The sequence below is a fragment of the Streptomyces sp. NPDC048481 genome (genome assembly GCF_043200075.1).
Lineage (GTDB): Bacteria > Actinomycetota > Actinomycetes > Streptomycetales > Streptomycetaceae > Streptomyces.
Genome location: NZ_JBICXC010000005.1, coordinates 1 through 24,447, shown reverse-complemented (window position 1 = coordinate 24,447; position 24,447 = coordinate 1). Strand labels below are relative to the sequence as shown.

General features: G+C 73.3%; 19 protein-coding genes. 13 read left to right on the top strand and 6 right to left on the bottom strand.

The features are described 5' to 3' along the window. Window positions 1–67 precede the first annotated feature (67 nt). Window positions 68–1,150, top strand: coding sequence for a sugar phosphate nucleotidyltransferase (locus tag ACGFSH_RS17075; RefSeq protein ID WP_393349221.1), 1,083 nt, complete (start codon window positions 68–70; stop codon window positions 1,148–1,150). Window positions 1,151–1,241: 91 nt separating this feature from the next. On the opposite strand, the gene ACGFSH_RS17070 is transcribed toward ACGFSH_RS17075, so the two are convergent. The 4 genes from ACGFSH_RS17070 to ACGFSH_RS17055 form a co-directional block, all read right to left on the bottom strand. Beyond that, the gene (locus ACGFSH_RS17070) at window positions 1,242–2,267 is read right to left on the bottom strand and encodes a DNA-3-methyladenine glycosylase family protein (RefSeq protein ID WP_393349219.1); all 1,026 of its coding nucleotides are present in this window, start codon (window positions 2,265–2,267) and stop codon (window positions 1,242–1,244) included. 175 nt (window positions 2,268–2,442) lie between these two features. Beyond that, window positions 2,443–3,753, bottom strand: coding sequence for a coenzyme F420-0:L-glutamate ligase (locus tag ACGFSH_RS17065; protein ID WP_393349217.1), 1,311 nt, complete (start codon window positions 3,751–3,753; stop codon window positions 2,443–2,445). After that, window positions 3,750–4,709: a 2-phospho-L-lactate transferase gene (gene cofD, locus ACGFSH_RS17060; RefSeq protein WP_393349215.1), complete on the bottom strand. Its 960-nt coding sequence runs from the start codon at window positions 4,707–4,709 to the stop codon at window positions 3,750–3,752. The genes ACGFSH_RS17065 and cofD overlap by 4 nt, the downstream gene beginning before the upstream one ends. Window positions 4,710–4,844: 135 nt before the next feature. Further along, entirely contained in the window at window positions 4,845–5,426 is a 582-nt protein-coding gene (locus tag ACGFSH_RS17055) for a cysteine dioxygenase (RefSeq protein ID WP_393349213.1), read from the bottom strand. Between the two features lie 733 nt (window positions 5,427–6,159). Between ACGFSH_RS17055 and ACGFSH_RS17050 the strand changes: the two genes are divergently transcribed. From ACGFSH_RS17050 to ACGFSH_RS17040, 3 genes are all read left to right on the top strand, one after another. Then, the gene (locus ACGFSH_RS17050; RefSeq protein ID WP_069768511.1) at window positions 6,160–6,429 is read left to right on the top strand and encodes a WhiB family transcriptional regulator; all 270 of its coding nucleotides are present in this window, start codon (window positions 6,160–6,162) and stop codon (window positions 6,427–6,429) included. A 242-nt stretch (window positions 6,430–6,671) separates the two neighbouring features. After that, window positions 6,672–10,412 carry a glycosyltransferase gene (locus tag ACGFSH_RS17045; protein ID WP_393349211.1) on the top strand — a complete coding sequence of 1,247 codons (3,741 nt, stop codon included), beginning with the start codon at window positions 6,672–6,674 and terminating at the stop codon, window positions 10,410–10,412. Next, the gene (locus tag ACGFSH_RS17040; RefSeq protein ID WP_393349209.1) at window positions 10,409–11,995 is read left to right on the top strand and encodes a DUF5719 family protein; all 1,587 of its coding nucleotides are present in this window, start codon (window positions 10,409–10,411) and stop codon (window positions 11,993–11,995) included. Before ACGFSH_RS17045 ends, ACGFSH_RS17040 begins: the two co-directional genes overlap by 4 nt. 86 nt (window positions 11,996–12,081) lie before the next feature. Here ACGFSH_RS17040 and ACGFSH_RS17035 read toward each other — a convergent pair whose 3' ends face one another. Continuing rightward, window positions 12,082–12,531, bottom strand: a complete 450-nt coding sequence (locus ACGFSH_RS17035; RefSeq protein ID WP_393350021.1) for a metallopeptidase family protein — start codon at window positions 12,529–12,531, stop codon at window positions 12,082–12,084. A gap of 307 nt (window positions 12,532–12,838) precedes the next feature. Here ACGFSH_RS17035 and ACGFSH_RS17030 point away from each other — a divergent pair, with 307 nt between their 5' ends. The 8 genes from ACGFSH_RS17030 (at window position 12,839) to ACGFSH_RS16995 (ending at window position 21,885) form a co-directional block, all read left to right on the top strand. Next, window positions 12,839–13,261: a DUF3499 domain-containing protein gene (locus tag ACGFSH_RS17030; RefSeq protein WP_256911035.1), complete on the top strand. Its 423-nt coding sequence runs from the start codon at window positions 12,839–12,841 to the stop codon at window positions 13,259–13,261. A gap of 518 nt (window positions 13,262–13,779) precedes the next feature. Beyond that, the gene (locus ACGFSH_RS17025; protein ID WP_393349207.1) at window positions 13,780–15,144 is read left to right on the top strand and encodes a phosphomannomutase/phosphoglucomutase; all 1,365 of its coding nucleotides are present in this window, start codon (window positions 13,780–13,782) and stop codon (window positions 15,142–15,144) included. Window positions 15,145–15,336: 192 nt separating this feature from the next. After that, a complete protein-coding gene (locus ACGFSH_RS17020) occupies window positions 15,337–15,507 on the top strand; it encodes a Trm112 family protein (protein WP_329410578.1) in 171 nt (56 codons plus the stop codon). Between the two features lie 253 nt (window positions 15,508–15,760). Next, window positions 15,761–16,894, top strand: a complete 1,134-nt coding sequence (locus tag ACGFSH_RS17015; protein WP_393349205.1) for an SIS domain-containing protein — start codon at window positions 15,761–15,763, stop codon at window positions 16,892–16,894. Between the two features lie 110 nt (window positions 16,895–17,004). Beyond that, the gene (gene manA, locus ACGFSH_RS17010; protein ID WP_393349203.1) at window positions 17,005–18,156 is read left to right on the top strand and encodes a mannose-6-phosphate isomerase, class I; all 1,152 of its coding nucleotides are present in this window, start codon (window positions 17,005–17,007) and stop codon (window positions 18,154–18,156) included. A 125-nt stretch (window positions 18,157–18,281) separates the two neighbouring features. Continuing rightward, a complete protein-coding gene (locus ACGFSH_RS17005) occupies window positions 18,282–19,262 on the top strand; it encodes a cation diffusion facilitator family transporter (RefSeq protein ID WP_393349201.1) in 981 nt (326 codons plus the stop codon). A 325-nt stretch (window positions 19,263–19,587) separates the two neighbouring features. Continuing rightward, a complete protein-coding gene (gene ahcY / locus ACGFSH_RS17000) occupies window positions 19,588–21,045 on the top strand; it encodes an adenosylhomocysteinase (protein ID WP_393349199.1) in 1,458 nt (485 codons plus the stop codon). Between the two features lie 225 nt (window positions 21,046–21,270). Continuing rightward, the gene (locus ACGFSH_RS16995) at window positions 21,271–21,885 is read left to right on the top strand and encodes a hypothetical protein (RefSeq protein WP_393349198.1); all 615 of its coding nucleotides are present in this window, start codon (window positions 21,271–21,273) and stop codon (window positions 21,883–21,885) included. 112 nt (window positions 21,886–21,997) lie between these two features. On the opposite strand, the gene ACGFSH_RS16990 is transcribed toward ACGFSH_RS16995, so the two are convergent. Continuing rightward, the gene (locus ACGFSH_RS16990; protein WP_393349196.1) at window positions 21,998–22,945 is read right to left on the bottom strand and encodes an RDD family protein; all 948 of its coding nucleotides are present in this window, start codon (window positions 22,943–22,945) and stop codon (window positions 21,998–22,000) included. A 133-nt stretch (window positions 22,946–23,078) separates the two neighbouring features. Here ACGFSH_RS16990 and ACGFSH_RS16985 point away from each other — a divergent pair, with 133 nt between their 5' ends. Continuing rightward, window positions 23,079–24,086, top strand: coding sequence for a stage II sporulation protein M (locus tag ACGFSH_RS16985; RefSeq protein WP_393349194.1), 1,008 nt, complete (start codon window positions 23,079–23,081; stop codon window positions 24,084–24,086). Window positions 24,087–24,447: the final 361 nt, after the last annotated feature.

Genomic DNA, 24,447 nt, shown 5'->3' with positions numbered 1-24,447 from the left:
GGGTCTGCATACACTGGCCGGCCGAATGACAGTTCGGCCGGTCCCGGCAGGAAGCAGAGACGACAAGGTGACTGAAGCGATCCTCCTGGTCGGCGGGAAGGGCACCAGGCTGCGCCCCCTCACGGTGCACACGCCCAAACCGATGGTCAGGGCGGCGGGGGTGCCGTTCCTCACGCACCAGCTGGCGCGGGCGCGCGCGGCGGGCGTCGACCACATCGTCCTGGCGACGAGCTATCTGGCCGAGGTCTTCGAGCCGCACTTCGGCGACGGCTCGGCCCTGGGCCTGCAGATCGAGTACGTGACGGAGGACGAGCCCCTCGGCACGGGCGGCGCCATCCGCAACGTGGCGTCCCGTCTCACCTCGGCGCCGGACGATCCGGTCCTCGTCTTCAACGGCGACATCCTCACCGGCCTGGACATCAACCGCCTGGTGGCCACCCACGAGACGACGGGGGCGGACGTCTCCCTGCACCTCACCCAGGTGACGGACCCGCGCGCCTACGGCCTGGTCCCGACGGACGGCACGGGCAGGGTCCTGGCGTTCCTGGAGAAGCCGCAGACGCCCGAGGAGATCGTCACAGACCAGATCAACGCGGGCGCGTACGTCTTCCGCCGCTCGGTCATCGACACGATCCCGCAGGGCCGCCCGGTGTCGGTGGAGCGCGAGACGTTCCCCGGCCTGCTCGCGGCGGGAGCGCACCTCCAGGGCATGGTCGACTCGACGTACTGGCTGGACCTGGGCACCCCGGCCGCGTTCGTCCGCGGCTCGGCGGACCTGGTCCTCGGCCGGGCCCCCTCGCCCGCGGTCCCCGGCCGCTGCGGCGACCGCCTGATCCTGCCGACCGCACGGGTCGCCCCCGACGCGAAGCTGACCGGCGGCACGGTGGTGGGCGAGGGCGCGTTCGTGGCGGAGGGCGCGCGGGTCTTCGGCTCGACGATCCTGCCGGGCGCGGTCATCGAACCCGGCGCCGTCATCACCGACTCGCTCATCGGCGCACGGGCCCGCGTCGGCGAACGCTCCGTCCTCACCGGCACGGTCATCGGCGACGGCGCGGTCGTCGGCGCGGACAACGAACTCCGCGAGGGCGCCCGGGTGTGGTGCGACGCGCGAATCCCGGCCGGCGCGGTCCGCTTCTCGTCGGACCAGTAGGGCCGACGGCTCCTTCCGGCGCCCCGGTCTCAGGGCAAGCGCCCCGGCCAGGAACGTGCCGTCTGGGAACGCGTCGCCGCCCGGCGGGCGCTCACAGCTGCCCGATGTCCCACCGGGGCATCTTCGGCACCCGCCGGGACGGGGCGTGCCCGCTGAGCAGGATCAGCCGGGCCGCCCGATGCCGCTGGCCCTCCTGCCCCGGCTCCCGCCCCGCGTACGGCTCCAGCAACTCCAGCATCAGGGCGTCGTCGGCGTCCCGGTCCCGGGCCAGCGCCCACCCCACGATGCCCGGCAGATGCAGATCGCCCACGGTGACGGCGTCCGCCGCGCCATGACTGCGCTGCACGGTCTCCGCGGACGTCCACGGGCCGATCCCCGGCAGGACCTCCAGCCGTGCCCGCGCCTCGGCCGGAGACATCCGCACCGTCTCCTCCAGCCGCCGCGCGACGCGCACCGCCCGCAGGATCGTCGAGGCCCGCTTGTCGTCGACCCCGGCCCGATGCCACTCCCACGACGGGATCAGCGCCCAGGTCCGCGGGGCCGGCATCACCCACAGCCGTCCGCCCGCCGCGGGCCCGGGGGCAGGCTCCCCGAACTTGCGGACCAGCAGCCGCCAGGCCCGGTACGCCTCGTCGGTGGTGACCTTCTGCTCCAGCACCGAGGGGATCAGCGACTCCAGCACCAGCCCGGTCCGCGTCAGCCGCAGTCCGGGCCGCCGGTGCCGGGCGATCGCCACGACCCGGTGCCGCGGCTCGAACGCCTCCGGTGTGTCCGCCGCCCCGAGCATCTCGGGCAACTGCTCCAGCAGCCACTCGGCGCCGGGCCCCCAGGCCTCACCGCGCACCGCGCCGTCGCGGGCGGCGACCCGCAGCGTCCCCGGCCCGGCGGGAGTGAGGCTGGCCCGCCACACGGACCCGTCCGGAGTGGCCCGGAACGTCGGATCCGCCGGGCCCCGGCGCAGCGGTCCGAGCACCAGGCCGAGGTCGAGCGGCCCGTTCGGCGTCCAGTCGCGCACCCGCCCGGGCGCCGACGCCTGGCGCGGCACCCCCGCGGGCACGCCGGCGTGGCCGCCGCGCACGGTCGTGCGCGTGGGCCTGGGGGAGAAGCGTCCTGCCACGATGAATGTCCCGGGTCCTGCGAAAAAGGGCTGCTACGAGAGTAGGCGCACCACCACCCCCACACGCCCCGGACCGTGCGACGGCCTCACCTGACCGCCCCGGACCACCCGCCGACCTCCGCCGACCGCTCCCGCCCCCGGACCGTCCGGCGGGCGCTCCCGGCCGCCGTGGGCCTCACCGCACCACGACGAAGTCGCCCGGCTCCCGCTCGGGACGGGTGCGCGGTTCCTCCGCCGGGTGTCCGACCGCCACCGCTCCCATCGGATCCCATCCGTCCGGCAGCGCGAGCACGTCCCGGACGACGTCCCGGCAGAACATCGTCGACGACACCCACGCGGAGCCCAGCCGCTCGCCGGCCAGCGCCACCAGGAAGTTCTGCACGCCGGCCCCGGCCGCGACCACGAACATCTCCCGCTCGGCCGCGTCGCGCCGCGCGTCGCCGTAGGTGTGCGACCCGTCCGCCACCAGGCACGGCACCACGAGGTAGGGCGCGTTGCGCAGCACGTCCCCGCGCCGGACCCGCTTGGCGATGGACTCCTCGGACTTCCCGTCCCGCCGCAGGTCCGCGATCCACGCGTCCTGCATGGCGTCCAGCAGCCGAAGCCGGGCGTCCGGCGACTCCAGCAGGACGAACCGCCACGGCGTGGTGTGGTGCGGCGCGGGCGCGGTGACGGCCGCGGCCACCGCCCGGCGCACGGCGCCGGGGTCGACCGGCTGGTCGGTGAAGGACCGCACGGTCCGCCGCTGGGTGACGGCCAGCCGCACCGCCTCCGAGGTCCCGAGCCGGAACATGTCGTCGCGGGCCCCGCGGACCAGCGCCCGGGCCCCCTCCTCGGCGTCGGACGCGACCACGTGCCCGAGGCCCCGCACCACGGCCACCGGAAGTCCCGCGGACTTGCCCTTCACCAGGTCGCCGGCGGCGGCCAGCTCGTCCGCCGTGGCGACGACCGTCGCGCTCAGCGCGTTGCCGTGCGCGTCCGTCTGCCCCCGCAGGTCGTCGAGCACCCGCACCCCGGCGGCGCCGATCGCCACGTCCGTGAGTCCGGCCCGCCAGGGCCGTCCGAAGGTGTCCGTGACGACGACCCCGACGTCGACGCCGAGCGCGTCCCGCAGCCCCTCGCGCAGCGCCCGCGCCGAGGCGTCCGGGTCCTCGGGCAGCAACAGCACCGTCCCCGCGGGGGTGTTGGAGGCGTCGACGCCGGCCGCGGCCATCACCAGCCCCTGCCGGTTCTCGACGATCCGCAGCGTCCCGCGGCGGGCCACCACCCGGACCGACTCCGCGTCGATCGCGGCCTCCCGGTCGTCCGCCCGGACGATCCGCCCCTCCGCCTTGGACACGATCTTCGACGTGACCAGCAGGACGTCCCCGTCGGCGAGCCCCGGCTCCGCGGCGGCGATCAGCTTGGCGAGGTCGTCCCCGGACCGCACCTCGGGCAGCCCGGGCACGGCCCAGACCCGGTAACCGGTCTCCACGGACCCGCTCACGCGCCCCGCACCTCCTCCGCGAGCCGCAGCGCCTCGCGGGCCATCCGCTCGGTCGCGTCGAGGTCGCTCATCATCAGCGGGACGGCGCGGCAGCGGATCCCGGCGGCCTCCACCCGCTCCACGAGGGCCGCGTCCACGGTGTCGACCAGCCAGCCGTCGAGCAGACCCGAGCCGTAGTGCTCGGCCACCGCCGCGGCCGTCGACTCCACGCCGACCGCCGCGAGCACCTTGTCGGCCATGCCGCGCACCGGCGCGTTCCCGACGATGGGGGACAGCCCCACCACGGGCACCCCGGCCTCGGCGATCGCCTCACGGATGCCGGGCACCGCGAGGATCGTGCCGACGGAGACCACCGGATTGGACGGCGGGAAGAGCACGACGTCCGCCTCCGCGATCGCCTCCAGCACGCCCGGCGCGGGCTTGGCCTGCTCCGCGCCGACGGGCACGACCGCCTCCGCCGGCACCGACGCCCGCAGCCGCACCCAGTACTCCTGGAAGTGCACGGCCCTGCGCTCGCCGTCGACGTCGACGGCCACATGCGTCTCGACCCGGTCGTCCGTCATGGGGATCAGCCGCACGCCCGGCTTCCACCGGTCGCACAGCGCCTCGGTCACCGCGCTCAGCGGATAACCGGCGCCGATCATCTGCGTCCGCACGATGTGCGTGGCGAAGTCCCGGTCGCCGAGACCGAACCAGCCGGGCCCCGCGCCGTACGCGGCGAGCTCCTCCTTCAGGTGGAAGGTCTCGTCCGCCCGCCCCCAGCCCTGCTCCTCGTTGATGCCGCCGCCGAGCGTGTACATCACCGTGTCGAGGTCCGGGCAGACCTTCAGCCCGAAGAGATGGATGTCGTCGCCGGTGTTGCCGATGACCGTGATGTCGGCGTCCGGCACGGCCTGCTTCAGACCGCGCAGGAACCGGGCACCGCCGATGCCGCCTGCCAGAACCACAATGCGCATGAGGGCAAGTCTCGCAGGCGGCGCCGACAGCACGACGGGCGGTTGTGGACAACCGCGCGCCTGTGGACACTGCGTCCACCCGAAGGCGCGGCGGCCAAGGCCGCGCCTGCGCGGTGATCCGAACGACGGCAGGCCCTAGGCGTGGACGGCGGCCGCGGCGCCGTGCGGGCCGGGGGCCGCGCACGCCATCGTGGTCGCGCCGCCCGCGCGCACGTCCGAGCGCGGGTGCATCGGCATCTCGGTCAGCCCCGGGAAGTAGACGTGCAGGCTCACCGCCGGCTCCAGCGTGTCGTTGACGACCTCGTGCACGTACCCCGGCGCGAACACCCGCTCCGACTCCCGGCCCCGCTCCCGGAGGGACGCCCCCGCCGCCGCGGGCCCGAGCACCCGCTCGCCGGCCGCGGTGCGCTCGGTCAGCCGGCCCTCCAGCACCGTGAACACGCCGGAGGAGCCGCCGTGGTCGTGCGGGCCGCTGCCCTGGCCGGGCACCCAGGACAGCAGCCACACCTCGTAGCCGGGGCCGGTGCGCAGCAGGTGGTACCAGCGGGCCGTCGCGTCGTAGCGGACCAGGTGTTCCCACTGGGCGCGGTCGGCGGCGACGGAGCGGGCCAGGCCCACGAACTCGGCCACGGTGGCCGGGTGCTCGCGCGGGGCCTTCAGGAGGTGGGGGACTTCGAGGATGTCGCCGGCGATCTGGAGGTCGCTGTCGCTGTTCATGGATGCGGGGGTCCCTCGGCGGAAGAGGCGGCAGTGGTGGGGGGCTTGCTGGGTGTCGCGGACCGTCCGCCCGGATCACGGGCGGGACAGGAGTGCCCTGGTGTGGGCCGGAGGGAGACAGCAGCCGAGTCGCGGTGGACTCAACGGGTGCAGCCGGAGCGCGATGGGCTCAACAGCTGGGACGACGACAACAGCTACAGCGGACGAGGGCAGCACCGTGGGACCCGGCGGAGCCGGTCGAGGTGAGTGCCAAGTTCGCGAGCATGCCCACAAGGACACCGGTTCACACCCGCACTGTCAACTCGCCACCCGGTATGTGGGACAGGGTTCACCTCATTCGGTTCATCTGCGAGGTGAAAGGTTTGTGCATGGGGTGACCGGGACACATGGCGCACATGCCGGGCGCGCGAGCCTCGCTGCGATCCCGTGATCCGACTGTGATCCGGTTCGCTTCCGCGCGCGTGTCGCAACGGGATCGAACCTCCGGGCGTCTTTCCCCGTACAGGCGCTGTGCGGGGAGGTAGCCCTCCGGGGCCACATCTGCTTGTCAAGGTTTATGGCGATTTGAACACTTACCGCATGGCCTTGGTTCCGCAGAGTGAATAAGGGGCCCAATAGCAGATCTCGGCTTGACTCGCCCGGAGCAGCACACTTGTAATTTCACTCGTGTCGTTCAGCCGGAATCGGTAACGGCCACGTCACGGGGACGCGAAAGACAGAGCGAGGGGCGCACATGACCGAGCTGGTGCAGCAACTGCTGGTCGACGTCGACGACGCGGACGAGGAACTCGGCTGGCAGGAGCGCGCACTGTGCGCCCAGACCGATCCCGAGTCCTTCTTCCCCGAGAAGGGCGGCTCCACCCGCGAGGCCAAGAAGGTCTGCCTCGCCTGCGAGGTCCGCTCCGAATGCCTGGAGTACGCCCTCTCCAACGACGAGAGATTCGGCATCTGGGGCGGCCTGTCGGAGCGGGAACGCCGCAGGCTGAAGAAGGCGGCGGTCTGAGAACCGCCCCCACCGCACGGACGCGGCGACCCGCGTCACGGCGGCGCCGCGCCCCGATACCGGGGAACGTCGACGCACCTTCGGGTGCGAGGGTCCGAACGGCCCGTCGCAGGTGGCTTGTCCACAGGCGGCGGGCCGTCGTGCTGCCCAGCCGATAGTGTGGGCGCTCGTCCGAGACGCTCCTCCGCCCCCACACGGCGCAGGCGTCCACCGCAGTCCAGCGAACCGGGGCCCGTACCTCGATGTCCGTGCACAGCCACACGGCAGCCCACCAAGACGGCGCTGCCACACCTGAGTTCCCGCGTCATGTCGTGACCGCGGTGATCGTCTCCCACGACGGTGCCCGCTGGCTGCCCGACGCGCTCGCCGGGCTGCTCGGCCAGGAGCGCCCCGTCCAGTCCGTGATGGCCGCCGACACCGGCAGCTCGGACGACTCCGCGCGGCTGGTCGCCGAAGCCCTCGGCGACGACCGGGTGCTGCACCTCGCCCGCCGCACCGGCTTCGGCCAGGCCGTCGAGGAGGCCAACCGCACGGCCCCCGTCCTCACCCCCGAGGAACTGCCCTACCTCAAGCGCCCCAGCGGCTGGGACCCCGTCACGCGCACCTGGCGCGACGACGCCTACGACCTCCCCGAACTCCCGCACGGCGAACCCGTCCAGTGGCTGTGGCTGCTGCACGACGACAGCGCCCCCGAGCCGGACGCACTCGCCGAACTGCTGCGCGTCGTCGACAACGAACTCGAACTCGGCCGTGACGACGTCGCCGTCGTCGGCCCCAAGCTCCGCGGCTGGTACGACCGCCGCCAGCTCCTCGAGGTCGGCGTCACCATCGCCCACTCGGGCCGCCGCTGGACCGGCCTGGACCGCCGCGAACAGGACCAGGGCCAGCACGACCACGTCCGCTCCGTGCTGTCCGTCTCCACCGCCGGCATGCTGATCCGCCGCGACGTCTTCGAACAGCTCGGCGGATTCGACCGCCGACTGCCCCTGATGCGCGACGACGTCGACCTGTGCTGGCGCGCACAGGCCGCCGGCCACCGCGTCCTCATCGCCCCCGAAGCCGTCGTCCGCCACGCGGAGGCCGCCTCCCGCGAACGCCGCGCCGTCGACTGCGCCGGCCGCACCGCCGCCTCCCCGCACAAGGTCGACAAAGCCGGCGCCGTCTACACCCTCCTCGTCAACAGCCGCACGGCGCTGCTGCCCTGGATCCTGGTCCGCCTCGTCCTCGGCACCCTGCTGCGCACCCTCGCCAACCTCGTCGGCAAGGTCCCCGGACAGGCCCTCGACGAGATCCGCGGCCTGCTCAGCACCCTGCTGCGCCCCGAGCGGATCATCGCCGGGCGGCGCAGGCGCGGCAAGCCGACGATCGACAAGGACGAACTGCGCGCCCTGTTCCCGCCGCCCGGCGCGACCGTACGGGCCACCGTCGAACAGGCCGTCGGCGACTACTTCGGCTCCTCCGACCCCGACGCCGTCTCCGGCGCGGGCCGGCACGGCGGCGCCGTCGAGTCCGGCCCCGGCGGCGACGACGCCGAATTCCTGGAGATCGAGCAGTTCGCGCGCCTCAAGCGCATCGCCCGCAAGCCCGGCCCGGTTCTCTTCCTGGTCCTGCTGCTCGTCTCCCTCGTCGCCTGCCGCGGCCTGCTCGGCGGCGGCGCGCTCGCGGGCGGCGCCCTGCTGCCCGCCCCGGCCGACGCCTCCGACCTGTGGTCGCGCTACATCGACGCCTGGCACCCGGTCGGCGTGGGCGGCACCCCAGCCGCCCCGCCCTACCTCGCGATCATCGCGGCCCTGGCCACCCTGCTGCTCGGCTCGACCGGCGTCGCCCTGACCCTGCTCCTCGTCTGCTCGGTGCCGCTGGCCGGCTTCACCGCGTACTTCGCCTCCCGCCCGCTCGTCGAGTCCCGCCTCCTGCGCGCGTGGGCCGCCGTCGTCTACGCCTTCCTGCCCGCCGCGACGGGCGCCCTCGCCGGCGGCCGCGTCGGCACCGCCGTCCTCGCCGTGCTGCTGCCGCTCATCGCCCGCGCGGGCATCGCCGCCGGCGGCCTGGCGCACCCCTCCGGAGCCCGCGGCAGCTGGCGCGCCACCTGGGCGTACACCCTGCTGCTGACGATCACCACCGCGTTCACCCCGATCGTCTGGCCCATCGCGCTCGTCCTCGGCCTCGCGGTCCTGGCCGTGCGCCGCCGCGACCTCACCGCCTACGGCCCGCGCTTCCTCGCCCAGCTGGGCACCCCGCTGCTGATCCTCGCGCCCTGGTCGCTGTCCCTGCTGCCCTTCGGGTTCTTCACCCAGGCCGGCCTCGACTACGGCCCCTCGGCCGCCACCGCCCTCGACCTGCTCGGCGCCAGCCCCGGCGGCCCCGGCACCGTCGACGGCCTGATGCTCGTCGGCGTCGTGCTCGCCGCGCTGGCCGCCCTGCTGCGCACCGAACGCCACTTCGGCGTCTGGGCGGCCTGGGCCGTCGCCCTGGTGGGCCTCGTCTTCGCCGTGCTGTCCAACAGCTCCACCTGGGCCGGCCCCGCCACCCTCGTCTACGGCATCGCCCTCCTCGCCGCCGCCGTCATCGGCGCCGACGGGGCACGCACGCGTGTCGCCGAGCAGAGCTTCGGCTGGCGCCAGCCGGTCGCCGCGCTCATCGCCTTCGCCTCCGCCGCCGGCCCCCTGCTCGTCGCCGCCGGATGGATGATCGGCGGCGCCGACGGCCCGCTGGAGCGCCGCGACCCCGTCCAGGTGCCCGCGTTCGTCGCCGAGGAGGCGGGCGACCGCGACCAGGCCCGCACCCTCGTCCTCGACAGCGACGCCGCCCACGTCGGCTACATGCTGGTCCGCGGCTCGGGCGCCCGGCTCGGCGACGCCGAACTCGCCGCCGCCGACGGCGAGAACGAGCAGCTCGACAAGGTCGTCGCCAACCTCGTCGCCGGCTCCGGCGCCGACCAGGCCGACCAGCTCGGCAAGTTCGCCGTGGGCTACGTCCTCGTCCACAAGGGCGCGCCCCGCGAGGCCACCCGCGTCCTGGACGCCACCCCCGGCCTGAAGCGGCTCAGCCAGCAGGACGGCAGCGCCCTGTGGCGGGTCGACCAGGAGGTCTCCCGCGCGGCCGTCGTCGCCGACTCCGGCAAGGGCGCGGCCACCCCGGTCGCGGCGGGCCCCGTCGACATCCACACCACCGTCCCCGACGGTTCCGGCAACCGCGTGCTGCGCCTGGCCGACGCCGCCGCCGACGGCTGGACGGCCACCCTCGACGGCAAGGCCCTCACCCCGACCACCGTCGACGGATGGGCCCAGGGCTTCGAACTCCCCGCCTCCGGCGGCAGACTGGACGTCACCTACGACGACCCGTTCACCCACACCGCGTGGCTGTGGGCGCAGGGCCTGCTCGCCCTCGTCCTCGTCGTCCTGGCTCTGCCCGGCCGCCGCCGTGACGTCGACGACGACCTCCCCGAGGAGGAGCCCGTCCCCGCCCAGGCCGTCGACGGCGAGGGCCGCCGCGCCCGCCGCCTGCGCGCCCAGGCCGAAGCCGAGGCGGAATCCGGGCCCGACGCCGACGCCGACGCCGAACCCCGGGAGCCCGGCAGCCCCGACGAGTTCCCTGCCCCCGGGCAGGAGCAGCCCCCCGCACCCGTCCCGCAGCAGCAGCCCTACGGCGAGTGGGCGGACCAGTCCACGTACACGGGCGCCGAATACGGCGGCTACCCGGGCGAGCAGTACCGGAGCGGCCAGTACGAGGGTGCCCAGTACGAGGGCGCCCAGCAGTACCAGCAGGGCGGCTACGACCAGCAGGCCTACGACCCCTACCCACCCGGCCAGTACGACCCGTACGCCTACGACGGCCAGGCGCAGCAGGCGTCCTACGACCAGACCTACCAGCAGCAGGGCTACGACCCGTCCGGCTACGGCCAGGGCGGCTACGACCCCGCCTACGACCCGGACCGGCACCCCCGTGGCGCCGACGACGAGCGTCCCGACGGGAGCCGGCAGTGAACCGCACCACCCTGTCCCTGATCGCCGGCACGGCCGCACTGGCCGCCGTCACCGGGTTCGCCGCGCTCAGCGAACCGGACGCCACCGGCGCGGACACCGCCCGGGCGGCCGCCGAACTGCCCGTGGAGCGCACGAGCCTGCTCTGCCCCGCGCCCAGCACGTCCGACCTCGCGGAGACGGCGTACACGTCCTTCACGCCCGTCACCAAGGGCGCGGGCGACGACGGCAAGGCCGCGCTCGCGGCCGCCGCCGAGGGAGCGGCGGACCCGGCGGGCGGGAAGCCGAGCGGCAAGCCCGGCGCCAAGACCGACGGCAAGACGGACGGGAAGACGGACGGGAAGACGGACGGCAAGACCGACGGGAAGGCGAGCGGCAAGAAGAAGGCGGCCGCGAAGCCCGTGCTCACCCCCAAGGCGCCCGGCGCACCCTCCGTCGGCGCCGCCGACGGCGGCGGCGCGGCCGCGCTCCTGGGCACCGCCGAGGGCCGCTTCGCGCCCGGCTGGACCGTCCAGGAGACCACGGAGGTCCCCGCCGGCAGCGGCCGCGGTCTCCAGGGCCTCGCCTGCTCCGCGCCCGACACGGAGTTCTGGTTCCCGGGCGCCAGCACCGCCGCCGACCGCACCGACTACGTCCACCTCACCAACCCGGACGACTCCGCCGCCGTCGTCGACATCGAGCTGTACGGCAAGGACGGGGCCCTCGCGACCACGGTGGGGGAGGACCTGACCGTTCCCGCCCACTCCAGCGAGCCGATCCTGCTGTCCACGCTCACCAGCGAGAAGCAGGAGGACCTCACCGTCCACGTCAACGTCCGCAGCGGCCGGCTCGGAGCCGCCGTGCAGGCCCTGGACGAGAAACTCGGCGGCGACTGGCTGACCGCCGCCACCGACCCGGCGTCCGTCCAGGTCGTGCCGGGCATCCCCAAGGACGCCACCGGCGTCCGTCTCGTCGCCTACGCCCCGGGTGACGCGGACGCCGACCTCAAGGTCCAACTCGCCTCCCCCTCAGGTCTGATCACCCCCGCGGGGCACGAGACGCTGCACGTCAAGGCGGGCAGGACGATCTCGGTCGACCTCGGCGACGTCACGCGCGGGGAGGCCGGCTCCCTGGTCCTGACCCCCACCGACCGGTCCGTCCCCATCGTCGCCGCCGCCCGTGTCCTGCGCGGCAAGGGCTCCGCCCAGGAGTCGGCGTTCATCCCCGCCACCGCACCGGTCGGCTCGCGCGCCTCCGCCGCCGGCAACAGCGCCAAGGGCACCACCCTCTCCCTGACCGCACCCAAGGGCGCCGCCCAGGTCAAGGTCACCGCGTCCGCCGGCAGCGGCGGCGGAACGGCCGTCTCCAAGACGTACACGGTCCGCGCCGGCACCACCCAGGACGTCGAACTCCCGGTGCCCGCGGGCCTGAAGGGCAGCTACGCCCTGACCGTGGAAACCCTCACGGCCACCCCCGTCTACGCCTCCCGCACCCTGACGTCCACCCAGGAAGGGGTCCCCGGCTTCACCGTCCAGACCCTGCCGGACGACCGGGGGACGGTGTCCGTGCCGCAGGCCGACGAAGACGTCGCGGTGCTGCAGAAGTAACCCGCGACCGAAGGAACCCGAAAGGGCCGTCGAGGCGCCCGGACGGGCTGTCCGGGTGCCGGGCGAGGGGCGTGCGCGGGCGGTGCTCAGTCCTCGCCGTAGCGCGGATCCACCGTCTCGGGGGTCAGTCCGAGCAGCTCGGCGACCTGCTCCACGACCACCTCGTGCACCAGCGCCGCGCGCTCGTCACGCCCCTTGGTGCGGATCTCGACCGGCCGCCGGTAGACGACGACCCGGGCCCGCCGGCCCTCGCCAGCGGCGATCGTCCCGCCCAGCGGGACCGCCTCGTCGTTCCACGGCTCCGGGGCCGCGGCCGGCCGAGGCACCTCCAGCACCATGAAATCGATGTCGGCGAGCTGCGGCCACCGCCGCTCCAGGCGCTCCACCGAGTCCTGCACGAGATCCGCGAACACGTCGGCGCGGCTGGCCGCCAACGGCACCTGCGGCGGAGCGATCGGCCCCCGCATGCCCCGTCCGTGGCGATCACGACGACGGGGACCTGGGCCTGCGGCGGGGGGCGGTACGGGGTTGTCCATCACTACTGAAGCGTAGTCCCCGACGCCCCCCGGCACCGGCCCGCACACACCTTCCCGGCCGGCCCGGCCCGCGAGCACCGGACCACCGTCCGTCCATGTCGCACGACGACCGTTCCAGCCAAGGTTGGGCTCGATTCCGTATCTCTGCGAGAGCGGCGAACTCATGGCAATTGGTGCCGTTTGTGCCGAGTGATGACCGGACGGTGTCGGTCACTTCGTCTTAGGGGCTGGTGTTCGCGCAGGTCAGCGGGGTATGACTGGTGTGGCCCGTGGGGCGTTTCACAACACGACACGGTGGAGTGACCTGGTGGAGAGTCGTCGCGGCCCGCTCAAGAGTGCGGTACCGTCCAACGTCGTGAGCCCTGTACGTCGCTGTTCGCGCACCGCCTGCGGCCGACCCGCCGTCGCGACGCTGACGTACGTCTACGCCGACTCGACCGCGGTCCTCGGCCCGCTCGCCACCTACGCCGAACCCCACTGCTACGACCTGTGCGCCGAGCACTCCGAACGCCTCACCGCCCCGCGTGGCTGGGAGGTCGTCCGGCTGCTCGACGGATCGGCTCCGGCCCGCCCCAGTGGTGACGACCTGGAAGCGCTTGCCAACGCCGTCCGCGAGGCGGCCCGTCCGCAGGAGCGTGCGGCGGGAGCGGGCGGCGCCGGCCGTGGGGCGGACCCGATGGAGGTCGCCCGGCGCGGCCACCTGCGGGTCCTGCGCTCGCCGGACAACTGACCCACTGCGCGGTCGCCTGCATCCCTGCCCGGTGCGTCCCCGTGGGGCGGCCCGATCGCTGTCGTCCCGGCCCTCCGGCCCCGCTCCGGCACTTCTTTCCACCTGGCGGGCATGAAACCGCTTGCTGTCCGGTTCACCCCAATTGGATTCAGTGGTGGGCGAGTTCCGCTCCAGCACCGTGAACCGTCCCCCGACACAACCCGGTTCACCCCTGCCCGCCCCGACCCCCGGACCTCGCACCGGCCGCCCTCCGCGCCGCCCCGGCGCGCACAACGCACGGCCGCCCGACGGGACTTGACGACACCGCGGGTTCCGTCGTCCACCCGAACACGCGCGTGCCCGACGGGCCGGGCCGTGCGGCGCACGCGCGCGTGCCCGACCACCGGGCTCCGCACCCCACGCCACCCCAGGTCACCGGCGGGGACCGCGTGCGCGCGCGTCCCCCGGCGGCCCGACGACCGGCGGCGAACCCGTCCGGGTAGTTTGTGGTGACCCACAGGACTTCAGGAAGGCTGGCCGTGGCTGCTGATCTGTCACAGATCGTGAAGGCGTACGACGTGCGCGGAGTGGTCCCGGACCAGTGGGACGAGTCGCTGGCCGAGCTCTTCGGGGCGGCCTTCGCCCAGGTGACCGACGCCGAGGCGATCGTCGTCGGGCACGACATGCGCCCCTCCTCGCCGGGCCTCAGCGGCGCCTTCGCACGCGGCGCGGCAGCCCTCGGCGTGCACGTCACCCTGATCGGCCTGTGCTCCACGGACCAGCTGTACTACGCGTCGGGCGCGCTGAACCTGCCCGGAGCGATGTTCACCGCCTCCCACAACCCGGCCCGCTACAACGGCATCAAACTGTGCCGCGCCGGCGCGGCGCCGGTCGGCCAGGACACCGGCCTGGCCCAGATCCGCGAACTGGTCGAGAAGTGGTCGCGGACGGGCGGACCCGAAGCCGCGCCCGAGCCGGGAACCGTCTCCGAGGCCGACACGTTGAAGGACTACGCGGCGCACCTGCGCGCCCTCGTCGACCTGACCTCCATCCGCCCCCTGAAGGTCGTGGTCGACGCGGGCAACGGCATGGGCGGCCACACCGTCCCGACGGTCCTCGAAGGCCTTCCCCTGTCCGTCGTCCCCCTGTACTTCGAACTCGACGGCACCTTCCCCAACCACGAGGCCAACCCGCTGGACCCGGCCAACCTCGTCGACCTCCAGAAGCGGGTCCGCGAAGAGGGCGCCGACCTGGGCCTCGCCTTCGACGGTGACGCCGACCGCTGCTTCGTCGTCGACGAACGAGGCGAACCCGTGTCCCCCTCCGCGATCACCGCCCTGGTCGCCGTCCGGGAACTCGCCCGCAACGGCGGCCGCGGCACGGTCATCCACAACCTGATCACCTCCCGCACCGTCCCCGAGGTCGTCGGCGAGCACGGCGGCACCCCCGTGCGCACCCGCGTGGGCCACTCCTTCATCAAGGCCGAGATGGCGCGATCCGGCGCGATCTTCGGCGGCGAACACTCCGCGCACTACTACTTCAAGGACTTCTGGAACGCCGACACCGGCATGCTCGCCGCCCTCCACGTCCTGGCGGCCCTCGGCGGACAGGACGGCCCCCTGTCCGGCCTCGTCGCCGAGTACGACCGCTACAGCGGATCCGGCGAGATCAACTCCACGGTCGCCGACCAGGCCGGCCGCATCGCCGCGATCAGGGCGGCCTACGGCGACCGCGACGACGTCACACTCGACGAACTCGACGGCCTGACCGTCTCGTCCGCCGACTGGTGGTTCAACGTCCGCCCCTCCAACACCGAACCCCTCCTGCGCCTCAACGCCGAGGCCAGGGACGAGCCGACGATGACCCGGATCCGGGACGAGGCCCTCGCGATCATCAGAGTCTGAGCGCACCGGGGGCCGCGACGACCACCCGGGACGACGCCCGCCGGCCCTCTCCCCGCCCCCTCGCACCGCATACCGCCGCACCCCCACGCCCCACCTTCACCGGCGGTACCCTGACCAGGCACTACCGCACACCCCCGCACCACCCGCACCACAGCCCGGACGCACACCGGCCCACCCCGAAGGGACACCCCCATGCCGCTCGAAGCCGGCCTCCTGGAGATCCTCGCCTGCCCCGCCTGCCACGCCCCCCTCAAGGAGCAGGACACCGAGCTGATCTGCACGGGCCAGGACTGCGGCCTGGCGTACCCGGTCCGCGACGGCATCCCCGTCCTCCTCGTCGACGAGGCCCGCCACCCCGAGTGACCCCGCGCCGCGCGCTCCGCCCGCGGCCACGCCCCGCCCACCGGCATCGGTCGGGCGCCCGCCCCACCGGCGCCACCCGTCCGACGCCCAGCCCCACCGCACCACCACCACCCCACCCGGGCGATCACGCACCGCGAGGAACAGCCGGAACGGCGTCCCACAGGCCCCGCCGGACCCGGCAGCCTCCCCGCACGCGCCCCACCCCCCGGCCCCGCACACCGACGACGCCCCCGGGCGATCGGAGACTGCCGCCATGCTCGACGACTCGCTGCTCGACACGCCGGAGGCCCTCGCCGCGGCCGACCACCGGGCGCTCCTGCGCGGCGCGGCCGAAGCCGGTGCCCGCGTCCGCACCGCCGCCCGGTACGCGACCGAGGCCGGCGTCCGCGCCCTCGAACCGGACGGCCGCCCCCGCGCCGTCCTCATCGCGGGCCCCGGCGCCGCCGCCGTCAGCGTCGCCGACCTCCTCGGCACCCTCGCCGGCGCCGCCTGCCCCGTCGTCCACCTGTCGCCCACCGGCGTCGCCCCCGACGCGGGCGCCCTGCGCTGGGAACTCCCCGGCTGGGCCGGGTCCGTGGACCTCCTCCTGATCACCACCCCCGACGGCGGCGAACCCGGCCTCGCCCTCCTCGCCGAGCAGGCCTACCGCCGCGGCTGCACCGTCGTCGCCGTCGCCCCCGCGCACACCCCCGTCGCCGAGACGGCCACCACGGGCCACAGCCTCTTCGTCCCCATGGCGACCGCGCCGTACGAACAGGACGAACAGCCCCCCGTCGCCGCTTCCGCCCCCGGCGTCCTGTGGGCCCTCCTGACCCCCCTGCTCGCCCTCCTGGACCGCATCTCCCTGCTCTCCGCGCCGCCCGAGGCGCTGGAGGCCGTCGCCGACCGCCTCGACCAGGTCGCCGAACGCTGCGGCCCCGCCGTCGCGACCTACAGCAACCCCGCCAAGACCCTGGCCGGCGAACTCGCCGACGCCCTCCCCGTGATCTGGACCGAGGGCACCTCCGCCGGCCCCGCCGGCCGCCGGTTCGCCGCCGCCCTCGCCGAACTCGCCGGCCGCCCCGCCCTCGTCGCCGAACTCCCCGAGGCCCTCGCCGAACACAGCGCCCTCCTCGCCGGCCCCCTCGCCGCCGGCGCCGACCCGGACGACTTCTTCCGCGACCGCGTCGAGGAACCCCCCGCCCTCCACGCGCGCGTGGTCCTGCTGCGCGACCGGCCCATCGGCGGCCTCACCGCCGCCCCCGCCGCCCGCGAACTGGCCCTCGGCCACGACACGCCGATCAGCGAACTCGAACCCGACCCGGGCGACGAACTCGTCACCCTCGCCGAACTGATCGCCACCACGGACTTCGCCGCCGTCTACCTGGCCCTCGCCTCAGGATCCTGACCCACCCCCGACCACCCCACCCACCGTCCGCCCGCCGGATCCCGGGGCAGGCCCCCGACGACCGGCCCCCCGGGCAGACAGCGACACCCAGGGCAGGCAGAGAGAACCGCATGGACCGCCTCGACAACACCATCCGCCCCTACGCCTGGGGATCCACCACCGCGATCCCGCACCTGCTCGGCACCCGGCCGACCGGCGAACCGCAGGCCGAGATGTGGATGGGCGCCCACCCCGGCGCACCCTCGCGCACCGGCCGGGGCACCCTCGCCGAGGTCATCGCCGCCGACCCCGCACGCGAACTCGGCGCCCGCACCGTCGCCAGATTCGGCCCCCGCCTGCCCTTCCTCTTCAAGATCCTCGCCGCCGGCGCCCCCCTCTCCCTCCAGGTCCACCCCGACCTCACCCAGGCCGAACAGGGCTTCGCGGACGAAGAGCACCGCGGCGTCCCCGTCGACGCCCCGCACCGCAACTACAAGGACGCCAACCACAAGCCCGAACTCATCTGCGCCCTCACCGAGTTCGACGGCCTCTGCGGCTTCCGGCCCCCCGCCCAGACCGCCGACCTCCTCGACGCCCTGGGCGTCGACTCCCTCAAGCCGTACGTCGACCTCCTGCACGCCCACCCGGAGGACGCCGCCCTGCGGGAGGTCCTCACGGCGATCCTCACCGCCGACCGCGAGGAGAGCGCCCACACCGTCGCCGAAGCGGCCGCCGCCTGCGACCGCCTGGGCGGCGAACACGCCCCCTACGCCGACATCGCCCACCACCACCCCGGCGACCCCGGCGTCATCGCCGCCATGCTGCTCAACCACGTCCGGCTCCAGCCCGGCGAAGCCCTGTTCCTCGGCGCGGGCATCCCGCACGCCTACCTCAACGGCCTCGGCGTCGAGATCATGGCCAACTCCGACAACGTGCTGCGCTGCGGCCTCACCCCCAAACACGTAGACGTCCCCGAACTGCTGCGCGTCGTCCGCTTCGAACCCGGCGACCCCGGCATCCTGCGCCCCGAGGCCGCACCCGACGGCGAAGAGGTCTACGACACCCCCATCGACGAGTTCCGCCTCTCCCGCCACGTCCTCCCGCAGGGCGCCGCCGCCCACGACCTCACCCGCGACACCCCCCAGATCCTGCTCTGCACAGCCGGGACCGTACGGGCCGGCGAGCACGAACTCACCCCCGGCCAGTCCGTGTTCGTACCCGCCTCCGACAAGGTCGAGGCCTGCGGCGCCGGCACCCTCTTCCGCGCCACGGTGATTGTCTGACCGCGCTTGTGGATACCTGAACAGCTGTCGCCGGCACGGACTGCAAGAATGACCCACCGGCAAAGGACGGGCAAAGGCCTGAACGGCGAACCGCATGCACCAAGGCGAAGGGACAACGCGAAAACATGAGCGCGTCAGGCGGCAGTAAGGCGATCGTGGCGGCACTCGGCGCCAACCTCGCGATCGCGGCATCGAAGTTCGTGGCGTTCGCGTTCAGCGGCTCGTCCTCCATGCTCGCCGAAGGCGTGCACTCCCTCGCCGACTCCGGCAACCAGGCCCTCCTCCTCATCGGCGGCAAGAAGGCCCAGCGCGAGGCGACCCCCCAGCACCCCTTCGGCTACGGCCGCGAGCGCTACATCTACGCCTTCCTCGTCTCCATCGTCCTCTTCTCCGTCGGCGGCATGTTCGCCATCTACGAGGGCTACGAGAAGATCAAGCACCCGCACGAGATCGAGCACTGGTACTGGCCGGTCGGCGTACTCGTCTTCGCGATCATCGCCGAGGGCTTCTCCTTCCGCACGGCGATCAAGGAATCCAACGAACTGCGCGGCAGGCTCTCCTGGTCGCAGTTCATCCGCCGCGCCAAGGCCCCCGAACTGCCCGTCGTCCTCCTCGAGGACTTCGGCGCGCTGATCGGCCTCGTCCTCGCCCTCGGCGGAGTCGGCCTCGCCCTCCTCACCGGCGACGGCGTCTGGGACGGCATCGGCACCGTCTGCATCGGCGTCCTCCTCGTCCTGATCGCCCTCGTCCTCGCCGGCGAGACCAAATCCCTCCTCCTCGGCGAGTCCGCCGGCCTGGACGACGTCGAGAAGATCGAGGCCGCCGTCGTCGACGGCCACACCGTCACCGGCCTCATCCACATGCGCACCCTCCACCTCGGCCCCGAGGAACTCCTGGTCGCCGCCAAGATCGCCGTCCAGCACGACGACAGTGCGGCCCAGGTCGCCACCGCCATCAACGCCGCCGAGGCCCGCATCCGCGAAGCCGTCCCCATCGCCCGGGTGATCTACCTCGAACCGGACATCTACAGCGAGGCCGAAGCCGCCAAGGGCCCCGACCGCGAGGCCACCCCCGGCGGCCCCGCCCAGCACCCCGCCGACCACTGAACCCGGCCTTCTCCCCCCACCCGACAGGGCCCGCCGCACACCACCGGCCGGCCCTGTCGCCGTTCCCGCCCGATCCGGAACGGCTCGATCCGACCGACGCGGACTGGGGCGCCCCGTGCGAGCGGTGTAGCTTGGAACGGAGCCAGACGTCGCTGCTGATGGCGGTCGGGCGGTCCGAGCGGACCGGCCGAGGGAGAGAGGGCCTCCGACGGACTGCGCCGCGCGCACGCGGGCATGCCCGCGTGCCCCTCGGGCACTCCCGTGTCCGCCGGCGCGCAGACCAGCCGTACCCACCCTCTCCACCGACCCGTAGGAGCAGCTCACCATGACGACTGTCGACAACCGACAGGACTTCAAGGTCGCCGATCTCTCCCTGGCCGCCTTCGGCCGCAAGGAGATCACCCTCGCCGAGCACGAGATGCCGGGCCTCATGGCGATCCGCCGCGAGTACGCCGAGGCGCAGCCCCTGGCCGGCGCCCGCGTCACCGGCTCCCTCCACATGACCGTGCAGACCGCCGTCCTCATCGAGACGCTGGTCGCCCTCGGCGCCCGCGTCCGCTGGGCGTCCTGCAACATCTTCTCCACCCAGGACCACGCCGCGGCCGCGATCGCCGTGGGCCCCGACGGCACGGTGGACAACCCGCAGGGCGTCCCCGTCTTCGCCTGGAAGGGCGAGACGCTGGAGGAGTACTGGTGGTGCACCGAGCAGGCGCTGACCTGGCCGGACAGCCCCACCGGCGGCCCCAACATGATCCTCGACGACGGCGGTGACGCCACCCTGCTCGTCCACAAGGGCGTCGAGTACGAGAAGGACGGCAAGGTCCCCTCCGTCGACACCGCCGAGAACGACGAGCACCGCGTCATCCTCGAACTCCTCAACCGCACCATCACCGACGGCTCCCAGAAGTGGACCCAGCTCGCCTCGGAGATCCGCGGCGTGACCGAGGAGACCACCACAGGCGTCCACCGCCTTTACGAGATGCAGCGCGACGGCGTCCTCCTCTTCCCGGCGATCAACGTCAACGACGCCGTGACCAAGTCGAAGTTCGACAACAAGTACGGCTGCCGCCACTCCCTGATCGACGGCATCAACCGCGCCACCGACGTCCTCATCGGCGGCAAGACCGCCGTCGTCTGCGGCTACGGCGACGTCGGCAAGGGCTGCGCCGAGTCGCTGCGCGGCCAGGGCGCCCGCGTCATCATCACCGAGATCGACCCCATCTGCGCACTGCAGGCGGCGATGGACGGCTACCAGGTCACCACGCTGGACGAGGTCGTCGACCAGGCCGACATCTTCATCACCACCACCGGCAACAAGGACATCATCATGGCCTCCGACATGGCCAGGATGAAGCACCAGGCCATCGTCGGGAACATCGGCCACTTCGACAACGAGATCGACATGGCCGGCCTCGCGAAGATCCCCGGCATCGTCAAGGACGAGGTCAAGCCGCAGGTCCACACGTGGACGTTCCCCGACGGCAAGGTCATCATCGTGCTGTCGGAGGGCCGCCTGCTCAACCTGGGCAACGCCACCGGCCACCCCTCGTTCGTGATGTCCAACTCCTTCGCGGACCAGACCCTGGCCCAGATCGAGCTGTTCACCAAGCCCGACGAGTACCCGACCGGCGTCTACACGCTGCCCAAGCACCTCGACGAGAAGGTCGCCCGCCTCCACCTCGACGCCCTCGGCGTCAAGCTGACGACCCTGCGCCCGGAGCAGGCCGCCTACATCGGCGTCGACGTCGACGGCCCCTACAAGTCGGACCAGTACCGCTACTGAGTCCGGCCCCCGGCTGACGGGCGCGTCCACGCACCGACGCGCCCCTCAGCACCGGCCCTCGGGACCCTCACCGGTCCGCACAGGCCCTCCGAGACAGGCCCCCGCACCCCCGTGACGGGGGCCTGCCCCTTCGGCCCGGCCCGAACCGGCCGCCGGCCCACCCGACCCGCCGCCGAGACGACGGCACGACCCGCACCAGCCGGCCCGTCACACCCCAGGACCCCGATGCCCCGCGGCCGCTATTCGCTCCACGATCCGCACGATCACACCCCCTTCGCGCACGAGCACTTCCACTGCGCCCCCGGCCCCTCCGGCTGGCGCTACGTCTCCCAGCTCACCACCCCGACCGGCGAGCACACCGGCTCCGTCGACCTCACCCTCGACGACCTCGGCCGCCCCCTGCGCCTCGAACTCCACGCCAGCAGCTGGCAGGTACGCGGCGCGGCCCTGGACGGCGTCACCTGGGTCCGCACCGACCCCACCGGCGCCGACGCCAGGGAAGGCAACGTCCCCGCCCACGCCTTCACCGGCACATCCCCCGCCTTCCTCGTCGCGACCACCCGTCTCCTGCGCCTCACCCCCTCCTCCCCGGCAACCCGCGTACGCCTCGTCGCCTTCACGGACCCGGTCCTCGCCCCACGCACCGTCGACCAGTCCTGGGCCTTGCTGAAAAGCGAAGCACACGCCACTGACAACGGCCCCCTCACCGTGGACGAATACCAGGTCACAGCCCTGGACACCGGTGAACAGCACACCGTGCACATCGCCGGGGACGTCGTCCTCGCGGCCCCCGGAATCGAGCTGGAAGACCTGGAGACACCCCCCTCCACGTTCACCTGACCCGGCCTCCGCACAGAAGACCCCCCGGACAGCCGGCGGCCCCGACACGGACACCCGCCCTCCGCCCCACACGGCCCACTGAGAACACGTCTCCCGACAGGCCGGGCAGACCTTAAGCGGGCGGCACGAACCCGCTCCCGGCCCCCTCCGGCCGATCACCGTGCGCCCGCGCCGAAGCGGCCTCGGACGGCCCCGACGGACCCGCGACCGCCGACGGCCCGGAGGACACCGGGGGGCCGGAGACCGCGGACGGCCCATACGCCGCCGAGGGCCCAGCCGGAGCCGGAGCCGGAGCCTGCGGGCCGTAGGAGCCTCCCGCGAACGCCCGCCGCGCCTCCCGGACCTGCCGTTCCTGCACCACCGCGGCCAGAAAAGCGGCCGGCGGCACGCCCTGCGGCACCGGCGCCCCCGTACGCGCCGCGAGATCACCCGCCAGCCGCTGCGCCATCACCGAGCCGACCTGCGGATCCAGCTGGTTCATCCGCCCCAGGTACTGGCGCACCGCCAGCCACAGCCCGTCCGGCACGGCGGACAGGTCGAGCCCCTGGAAACGTCCCGCCAGCCAGGGCGGAGGCGGCGGCAGGAAACCGGACCGCGCCACCGGAATCCGCTCACGCACCACCAACGTCCCGGCGAACACGTCGCCGAGCCGGCGCCCACGCGCCGACACGAGGGACGCGATACAGGCCACCACCCCGAACGTCAGCAGAATCTCCACGACACCGATCGCACCCCGCACCAGCGCGTGCCGGAACCGGATCGGCCCGCCGTCGTCCCGCACCACCCTCAGCCCGCACGCCATCTTGCCGAGCGAACGGCCATGGCTGAGCGTCTCCACCGCTATCGGCCCGCCCACCAGCACCAGCAGGAACGCGGCGATCGACAACGCGATCTGCGCCGCCTCGTCCAGAGAAGCCGTCGCGGCCAACACAGCGACGCTCACGACGAGGTAGACCACCAGAACCACGGCCAGGTCCAGCAGCGTGGACAACGCCCGGCTGGGCAGCCTGGCTGGCCGCAACTCCAGCGCCACCGCCTCACCTGTCACCAGCTCACTCACGCCCGCCGTCCCTTCCCCGTACCGCCCGCCCCGTGAACGGCCAGTCTGCCAAGCTGAAGGCACATCGCGCCGCAGTAGGACAAGCTGACATGACCACCGGCCGCTGACGAACAGCCGAGGAGAAGGCACACCGATGGACCTCGACGTCTTCGTCTCCGCCCACCGAGCGGAGTGGGAACGCCTGGACGCGCTCCTGCGCCGCCGGCGCCATCTCACCGGCACGGAGACCGACGAACTCGTCACCCTGTACCAGCGTGCCGCCACCCACCTCTCCCTCATCCAGTCCAGCGCCCCCGACCCCCAGCTCACCGGCCGGCTCACCCAGCTCGTTGCCCGCGCGCGGAGCGCGGTCACGGGAACCCGCCGCGCATCCTGGCGCGACGTGACGCGCTTCCTCACGCGGGGTTTCCCGGCCGCCGTCTACCGGTCACGTCACTGGTGGGTGCCGACCGCGCTGCTCTCCACCGCCGTCGCCTTCCTCCTCGGGTGGTGGATCGGAACCCATCCCGAAATCCAGTCCTCCATCGCGGCCCCCGACGAACTGCGGCAGCTCACCCGCCCCGGCGGCCTCTACGAGACGTACTACTCGAGCCACCAGGCAGCGGCGTTCGCCGCCCAGGTCTGGACGAACAACGCACAGGCCGCCGCGATGTGCCTCGTCCTGGGCGTCTTCCTGGGCCTGCCGGTCCTCTGGATCCTCTTCCAGAACATGCTGAACCTCGGCGTCGGAGCCGGCCTCATGTCCTCCGCAGGCCGGCTCGACACGTTCCTCGGCCTCGTCCTGCCCCACGGCCTGCTGGAGCTGACGGCGGTATTCGTCGCGGCCGGCACCGGGCTCCGCCTGGGCTGGACGGTGATCGACCCGGGGCCCCGCACCCGCCGAGACGCCCTGGCGGAGGAGGGCCGCGCCGCCGTGGGCATGGCGATCGGGCTCGCGCTGGTCCTCTTCGTCTCCGGAGCCATCGAAGGGTTCGTCACCCCGTCCGGCCTGCCCACCTGGGCCCGCATCACCATCGGCGTCACCGCCGAACTGGCCTTTCTCGCCTACGTGTACGCCCTCGGCGGCAGGGCCGCCCGTGCCGGCGACACGGGCGACGTCGAGGAGGCCGAACGCAGCGCCACGGTGCCCACCGCCGCCTGATGTGCGACCGGCCTCGGTGAACTGCTAGTCTCCTCTTCGCCCCACAAAAGCCGTTGACACGGAGCGCGTGGGGAGGTAGATTCGAACAGTTGCCTGGAACTGGACAGAGTCCGGTCGGCAGCGGTTAGTATCTAGATCGGCCTCTCGAATCGCAGATTCCATCGAGGTCTTCCCGACAAGTCGGAAAACGAATGGCCGGTCAAAACGGCCTGAGACTTCTGATAAAGTCGGAACCGCCGGAAAGGAAACCGCGAAACAAAAGCGGAAACCTGGAAAGCACCGAGGAAATCGGATCGAGAAAAGATCTGATAGAGTCGGAAACGCAAGACCGAAGGGAAGCGCCCGGAGGAAAGCCCGAGAA

Coding starts and splice junctions, on each gene's coding strand:
- cofD (WP_393349215.1), bottom strand. CDS start 4,709: ATGCGCATTGTGGTTCTGGCAGGCGGCATCGGCGGTGCCCGGTTCCTG.
- ACGFSH_RS17055 (WP_393349213.1), bottom strand. CDS start 5,426: ATGAACAGCGACAGCGACCTCCAGATCGCCGGCGACATCCTCGAAGTC.
- ACGFSH_RS17050 (WP_069768511.1), top strand. CDS start 6,160: ATGACCGAGCTGGTGCAGCAACTGCTGGTCGACGTCGACGACGCGGAC.
- ACGFSH_RS17045 (WP_393349211.1), top strand. CDS start 6,672: ATGTCCGTGCACAGCCACACGGCAGCCCACCAAGACGGCGCTGCCACA.
- ACGFSH_RS17035 (WP_393350021.1), bottom strand. CDS start 12,531: ATGGACAACCCCGTACCGCCCCCCGCCGCAGGCCCAGGTCCCCGTCGT.
- ACGFSH_RS17020 (WP_329410578.1), top strand. CDS start 15,337: ATGCCGCTCGAAGCCGGCCTCCTGGAGATCCTCGCCTGCCCCGCCTGC.
- ACGFSH_RS17015 (WP_393349205.1), top strand. CDS start 15,761: ATGCTCGACGACTCGCTGCTCGACACGCCGGAGGCCCTCGCCGCGGCC.
- manA (WP_393349203.1), top strand. CDS start 17,005: ATGGACCGCCTCGACAACACCATCCGCCCCTACGCCTGGGGATCCACC.
- ACGFSH_RS17005 (WP_393349201.1), top strand. CDS start 18,282: ATGAGCGCGTCAGGCGGCAGTAAGGCGATCGTGGCGGCACTCGGCGCC.
- ahcY (WP_393349199.1), top strand. CDS start 19,588: ATGACGACTGTCGACAACCGACAGGACTTCAAGGTCGCCGATCTCTCC.
- ACGFSH_RS16995 (WP_393349198.1), top strand. CDS start 21,271: ATGCCCCGCGGCCGCTATTCGCTCCACGATCCGCACGATCACACCCCC.
- ACGFSH_RS16985 (WP_393349194.1), top strand. CDS start 23,079: ATGGACCTCGACGTCTTCGTCTCCGCCCACCGAGCGGAGTGGGAACGC.